Here is a 5,970-nt window from a genome sequence, read left to right as displayed (position 1 = left end):
CAACAAATCACATTTAGTCGAAAAAGAGTTCCAAGCATGTGCTTATGATTAATTTTTTAGCGTACGTTTTAGTACCATTGGACTTCAAACCCCTACAATGCAAGCTAATCAATTGACATCACATCAAACTGACGTTTTTCTGATAGTTTCATAACAGATGACCACTTATAATGATTAAAGACGCCGCTGAGACAGCAGTCAGGCATGCAGCAATACAATTGAATAAGGCTATTCGCTTGGTGTGTCCTAATGCATTCCTCACCTCTTCTAATGATTGTTCAATGTCTGTTTGAATGGTCATAGAGGTCGTTTTAGCACTTTGTGCTAAAACATGAGCCATTTCTTCTTTGCTTGCTTTTAAGGTGTTATTCAAAATGCGTTCGGCCAAGTCTTTTGCATCCTTAATCCAACGAAGAGCAAGGATTTCCATTTCCCCCTTAAATTGATTAAGTAATGCGTCTTGTCTTTTTGCATTGTTATCCATTAAGTAATTATTGATTGTGTGCATGATAAGAATGGGGTCATCTTTTCCAATTGCTACACCGTGTTTCACGGCTATTTCTTTAATCAACTCATCCATTAAAGCACCGCTGCATTATCAAGTTGGCCAAACAATTGATCGCGAACTATTTTTAAACGTTGTCTGGTCATGATGGAGCGAGTAGGTGTCTCGATTGCCTCCTTAAAGGTTAATCGTTCTTTAAGCATCTCCGACACATCATGACCATAGGTTTCTTCTTTTAAGGTCGGTATTTGAATGAGAGCTGTAATTTTATCTTTGTTGTCTTTATAGGCTTTCATGTGTTCAAACGCTTTTCCTTCATGAGCGACAGCTCCCCAGTAAGGATTTAACCAGACTATAAAGCGCGCTTCTTCTGGAAATTGACGAATCAATTGAGAAAATCCGCTGACAGTATCAAGAAGAGCCTGGCCGCCGGTAATGACGGTATGCACGACAAGCTCATGCCCCATGTCCTTTAAAAGGGAAGGGACTTGATTACTAATCAAATAATGAGAGAGAGGAACAAAAGAGCTGGCTCCGTTGTCGATAATTACATCGTCAGTGGAGGGTGCGATGAGTTCAATTAACTGGTCAAAATGACGCGAATTAATTTCATCGCCATCCATAATTTCCAGTCGTTGAACCGGCAAGGCTTTAAACCCATGAAAGGTTGCATTGACGGGATCGGTATCAATGCATTGGGGGTTATGTCCCTTGTGTAATTTATATTGTGCAGTGGTGGTTGCAACAAAGGATTTGCCAACGCCACCTTTGCCTTGCATGGTGATGTGAATTTTAGCCATTACAATAAATCCTCTTTATTAGGGGTTGCTTGAAAGGTAAATCCGCTCACTCCTTGTGTTGCAAATTTAGGTGTTTTTTCCAAAGGAATTGGTTTGGAAAGGAGTTCTGATTGTTCGTTGGTTAATTCAGTTGATGCGTTGGCGGTTAAAATCAAACGATTGACATAGCCTCGAAATGCCTGATAGCTAAATGTAATCTTTTCTTCTTCATGCAATGTTTCCCAAATGCTTTTAACCGGCCAGCCGTCAGCAAGAGCTTGAATGATATCCGGCCGTAGTGCCAGAAAGGCGGCGCGATTTTTAGCATTACGTGATACTTTTTTCTTAGCGACTCGTTCGGCGATACGCGCAGATAAAGTTTTTGCCATCGCATCCTTCTTTATTATTGTTAGTGTTTTAACGTGTTTTTAGCAGTATTTTATCATGCAATATTTCAATAATCTTTCTTTTTTCATTTTTTTATCGTTATTAATTAACTTGATGAATTATCAAGCTAAAAACAGGGCTTAATAAATGGAAAAGAGCATGCTATCCTTGGCGTTTCAAACAAAAATAGTAGGGCAAGATAGGTGAAGGTGGCCATCTAGCACGCTAGCTATCCACTTCACTTTCCCTTATTCGCACCAAGGTGCTCAACGGGAAAATCTTGCTCTGCGAGGCAGACGGCTACCGCCTTTTTAAAAGGAAGAAAAAATGGATGAACAAGAAAAAAAACAAAGTCGCAAGCATTGCCGACGCATCCGAGTTCCTGTTCTTCCTGATGAAGAGCAGCAAATTAAAGACAATGCAGAAAAGGTGGGACTTCCCGTTGCGGTTTACTTACGCCGACTAGCTCTTGGTTTTGAGATAAAGAGTGTGATTGACCAAAAACAAGTGCTTGAGCTTGTAAAAATTAATGGTGATTTAGGCCGTCTTGGGGGCTTATTGAAATTATGGTTAAGCCGCGATGAACGAGTCAGTGGTATTGAACCGGATACGTTAAAGTTAATTCTGGAACGTATTAAAACCACCCAAGAAACCATGCTTCACGTTGTGCAACAACTTGACTAATTTTGCGGGTTTCCTTGATGCCTATTATTCGCCACATCCAAATGAAATCGGTTAAGCAAAGTAGTTTTATACGTTTAACGAAATATATTACCAGTGAGCTTGGCAAACAGGAGCGTTTAGGACAAGTTCGCATTACGAATTGTCAAAGTAGTCAATTGGCCTGGGCTGTTAAAGAAGTGCACGCAACCCAGAGTCAAAATCAACGCGCGCTAGGGGATAAAAATTACCATCTGTTGATTTCGTTTCCAGCAGGAGAATCGCCCTCTCATGCGGTGCTTAATGCGATTGAAGATAGGGTATGTGAGGCTATTGGTTTTAAAGACCATCTGCGAGTCAGTGCTATTCATTACGATACGGATAATCTTCATATCCATATTGCTATTAATAAAATTCATCCCACTCGTTACACCATGCAAGAACCGTATTTAGCCTACAAAGCGTTTGCCGATATTGCGGTACAGATAGAACAAGAATATGGATTACAACCAGTTAATCACAAAGCTCGCAAACAGGCTTCAGAAAATAGAGCGGATGATATGGAGCATCATGCCGGTATTGAAAGTTTGCTGAGCTGGATAAAACGAACGTGTAGCGAGAATCTTTCTCACGCAAAAACCTGGTCAGACGTGCATGATAGTTTAGAGGCGCATGGATTGATTATTCAAGAGCGAGGAAATGGCCTCGTTATTGGTAATCACTCCACGCAATGGGTTAAAGCAAGCTCAGTTTCACGGGAGTTTTCGAAAGCAAATCTTGAAATGCGTTTGGGCATTTTTGAGAAAAAAGTCGTTAAGGAGTTTAGAGGTAATCCCTCATTAATGAAAAAACCACCCATTGGTCGAATTGGAAAAAAACCACCACCTCGCAGTCAGAATCAATGGTCTTCTATTAGGGCACTTCCTTCTCTATCAATGGATAATGGTCAACGTTATGTTGAACAGCCTGTTCATATGGCAATGACCGTTAAAACCGTTGAGTTATACGCCAAATATCGAGAAGAGCAAAAAAATTATGGCGCGTTGCGAGCGTCTGCTATTGAAAAAGCACGTTTGAAAAAAAACAGAGCCATTGAAAACGCAAAACGCTCAGGCCGTTTAAAGCGCGCGGCCATTCGATTATTAAAAGGGCAGGCCGTGAATAAAAAGTTCTTGTATGCATTCACTAGCAAGCAACTTAACGAGACAATTCAGAATGCAAAAGCTATGTATCTTAAAGAGCGTCAAGCCATTTATGGACACTACAAGTGTTATGCGTGGGCTGATTGGCTAAAAATGAAATCATTGGAAGGTGATAAGGAAGCATTGCATCTGTTAAGGTCGCGCTCATCGCGCCGAAAACTGCAAGGCAATACGCTGTCAGGTGGACACCAGGTTACAACGGATAGAAAAAAACAGCAGTCCACAATAGATAACATTACCAAAACGGGCACTATTATTTATCGGGAAGCAGGTTGTGCAATTCGAGATGATGGCGAGCATTTGAAAATATCCCGTAACGCGACTGAACGAGGTATTGAAGCCTTATTGCAAATGGCTATTAAGCGTTTTGGGCAAACCGTTCGAATGAATGGTAGTGATGCATTCAAAAAGCAAATCGTACAAGCAGCATCAAGGTTAAATCTAACTCTTCATATTATTGGTGAGGTGTTCTTGCAGCAAGACCAAATAAAGCCAAACGCTACGTTTGTCAGAGAGGCTTCTCACCAAGAGCCGCCGATTATTCAACAAAAACAGGAATTAAATAATGACTATCGAAGAAAGCCTGATATTGAGTCCAGAGGAGCAGCTCGACTCAATGATGAAAATGCTAGACCAGCAAGAAACCCCACTAGAAGAAATGATGGAAACAGGGGAAGAGCCAATGCCAGGAATAATAAGCTCAACAAGCCCCACATTGGACGCATTGGCCATCAACCGCCGCCCCACAGAAAAAACGGCTTGCGAAACCTGTCCCAACTCGGTATGGTTCAGCTCGCCAGTCGAGGTGAAATGTTATTGCAGGGTGATGTTTCTAGTCACCTGGAGCACCAAAGAGCCCAATCAAATCACGAATTGCGATGGAATGTTTCTGGGAGAGGCGTGATTGAGGGCGGTTTGGCCGCAGCCGATAAATACATTGCTGAGCGAGAATTAAAACGCCAGATGTTATCCGATATACCAAAGCACAGGCGTTATCATCAAGGTGATGAAGGAGATAGTTGTTTTGCAGGGATTCGTCATCTTGATGGGGAGCATTTAGCGCTTTTAAAACGAAATGACGAAATAATTGTCTTACCGATTGATGGTGCCACGATAAATCGTTTAAAGCGTTTATCAATAGGGGATATCATCACATTAACTGCGAAGGGCAATGTGAAGACTAGAAGAAGAGGACGATAGAAGAGTAGAATAGACCAAGTTGATTAGTTTGAACTACTACAGTTAAATAACAAAGGACGTGTCATTCATGGCTTGGCAAACGCTTATTGTTGAATTTGGTTTTTCAATCAGCTTGCTGGTTAATGCGCTCCTTTTCATCCCTCAAATAAAAGCACTCGTAAAAAACAAATCCGCTCAAGGTGTTTCCTTGATAACGTTTGCTGGTTTTAATGTCATTCAACTGTTTACTCTTTTGCATGGGCTGCTTACTGGCGATTATTTATTGGCAATCGGGTATTTATTAAGCTTGCTAACCTGCGGTGCTGTCACTGTATTAATTGTTTACTACCGTAAAAATAGCGTCTAACAGGCTATTTTCGAGTTGTTTTCAGATGCCAATTGAATAGTTATTGATCATTTAGATCTATTTTTGATAAAATATATCCCTTTGTGTTTCAACCTCAACGGAAAGAAAAACGATGATCACTAATTTAACCTTGCTCCCTCATGATGAATCCATTGTTATTAAAGACATTACGCAAAAAATACATTACCTCCAATTAATGAAGCACTTACTTGAACATGTTTTTGAAGCATTATGCTGTTTTGAGACCAATCAACTGAATCAATTTGATGCCCAGGTGGGTGAAACACTGTGTCAAATTAGAGCCTACAAAATGTATGTGCTTGCGTCATCGCCTTGTTTTATTCGGGAGAATGCCCAATTGAAAAAGGATGTAGCATTAGTTTTACACACCATTGATTTTCAACTGACGCAATACCAGCGTTATTTAAAATGCAACAAAAATCAACGTCCCGAAACGATTCGCGAACAAACCACCTTAATTGATTTTTTTAGAAACCTAGGCTGCGTGATTTCTTTATCTGACGATGCGCTGTTTAGTTTTCTTTCCTATTTTTTATGTCGCTACCACCAGGTGGATGAGAACAACATTCCTGTTGCGATTAACTTCTCTGACATGTCTCAATCGTTAAAATTATCGCGTAGTTACACTAAAAAGCTTGGACATTTTTATCAAAAAAAGTTATCTGAGTTGTCTTGTCATTTTATGTTTACCTTGTTAGAGGAGTTAGATGAGGTGGACGATTTAAAGCAAGTCCTTCCGTGGCTTCACCTACAATCGGATGAGGGACGTATGGCACTGCCTTGTTATGCGGTCACCGACATTATTATACGGCATATGATTCAGAGTAATGCTAATCTTCTTCTTCTCATTGATTTTTTGACAGAAGACAC

7 protein-coding genes are annotated in these 5,970 nt (G+C 40.5%); 4 read left to right on the top strand and 3 right to left on the bottom strand.

Going from position 1 to position 5,970, the window contains the following annotated elements:
- Positions 1-148 precede the first annotated feature (148 nt).
- The 3 genes from T345_RS0110535 to T345_RS0110525 are packed head-to-tail and all read right to left on the bottom strand — an operon-like array spanning position 149 to position 1,673.
- Positions 149-580 carry a hypothetical protein gene (locus tag T345_RS0110535; protein ID WP_028389312.1) on the bottom strand — a complete coding sequence of 144 codons (432 nt, stop codon included), beginning with the start codon at positions 578-580 and terminating at the stop codon, positions 149-151.
- Positions 580-1,305: a nucleotide-binding protein gene (locus tag T345_RS0110530; RefSeq protein WP_028389311.1), complete on the bottom strand. Its 726-nt coding sequence runs from the start codon at positions 1,303-1,305 to the stop codon at positions 580-582. The genes T345_RS0110535 and T345_RS0110530 overlap by 1 nt, the downstream gene beginning before the upstream one ends.
- Complete coding sequence (locus T345_RS0110525) at positions 1,305-1,673, bottom strand: TraK family protein (protein WP_028389310.1); 369 nt, start codon at positions 1,671-1,673, stop codon at positions 1,305-1,307. Before T345_RS0110525 ends, T345_RS0110530 begins: the two co-directional genes overlap by 1 nt.
- A 325-nt stretch (positions 1,674-1,998) precedes the next feature.
- On the opposite strand from T345_RS0110525, the gene traJ reads away from it, so the two are divergent.
- The 4 genes from traJ to T345_RS14170 all read left to right on the top strand — a co-directional run.
- On the top strand, positions 1,999-2,355 hold the full coding sequence (traJ, locus tag T345_RS0110520) for a conjugal transfer transcriptional regulator TraJ (RefSeq protein ID WP_028389309.1): 357 nt from the start codon (positions 1,999-2,001) through the stop codon (positions 2,353-2,355).
- 17 nt (positions 2,356-2,372) lie between these two features.
- Positions 2,373-4,733 (top strand): TraI/MobA(P) family conjugative relaxase, encoded by a 2,361-nt coding sequence (gene traI / locus T345_RS0110515; protein WP_035918861.1) that lies wholly within the window; start codon positions 2,373-2,375, stop codon positions 4,731-4,733.
- A 67-nt stretch (positions 4,734-4,800) separates the two neighbouring features.
- Positions 4,801-5,079 (top strand): PQ-loop domain-containing transporter, encoded by a 279-nt coding sequence (locus T345_RS0110510; protein WP_028389307.1) that lies wholly within the window; start codon positions 4,801-4,803, stop codon positions 5,077-5,079.
- A gap of 112 nt (positions 5,080-5,191) precedes the next feature.
- Positions 5,192-5,970: hypothetical protein (locus tag T345_RS14170; RefSeq protein ID WP_035918858.1), on the top strand; the 779-nt coding region annotated here is incomplete at its 3' end.

Source organism: Legionella fairfieldensis ATCC 49588 (assembly GCF_000621525.1).
Lineage (GTDB): Bacteria > Pseudomonadota > Gammaproteobacteria > Legionellales > Legionellaceae > Tatlockia > Tatlockia fairfieldensis.
The sequence above is the reverse complement of the archived record's forward strand: the minus strand, read 5'-3'. Positions and strand labels throughout refer to the sequence as shown.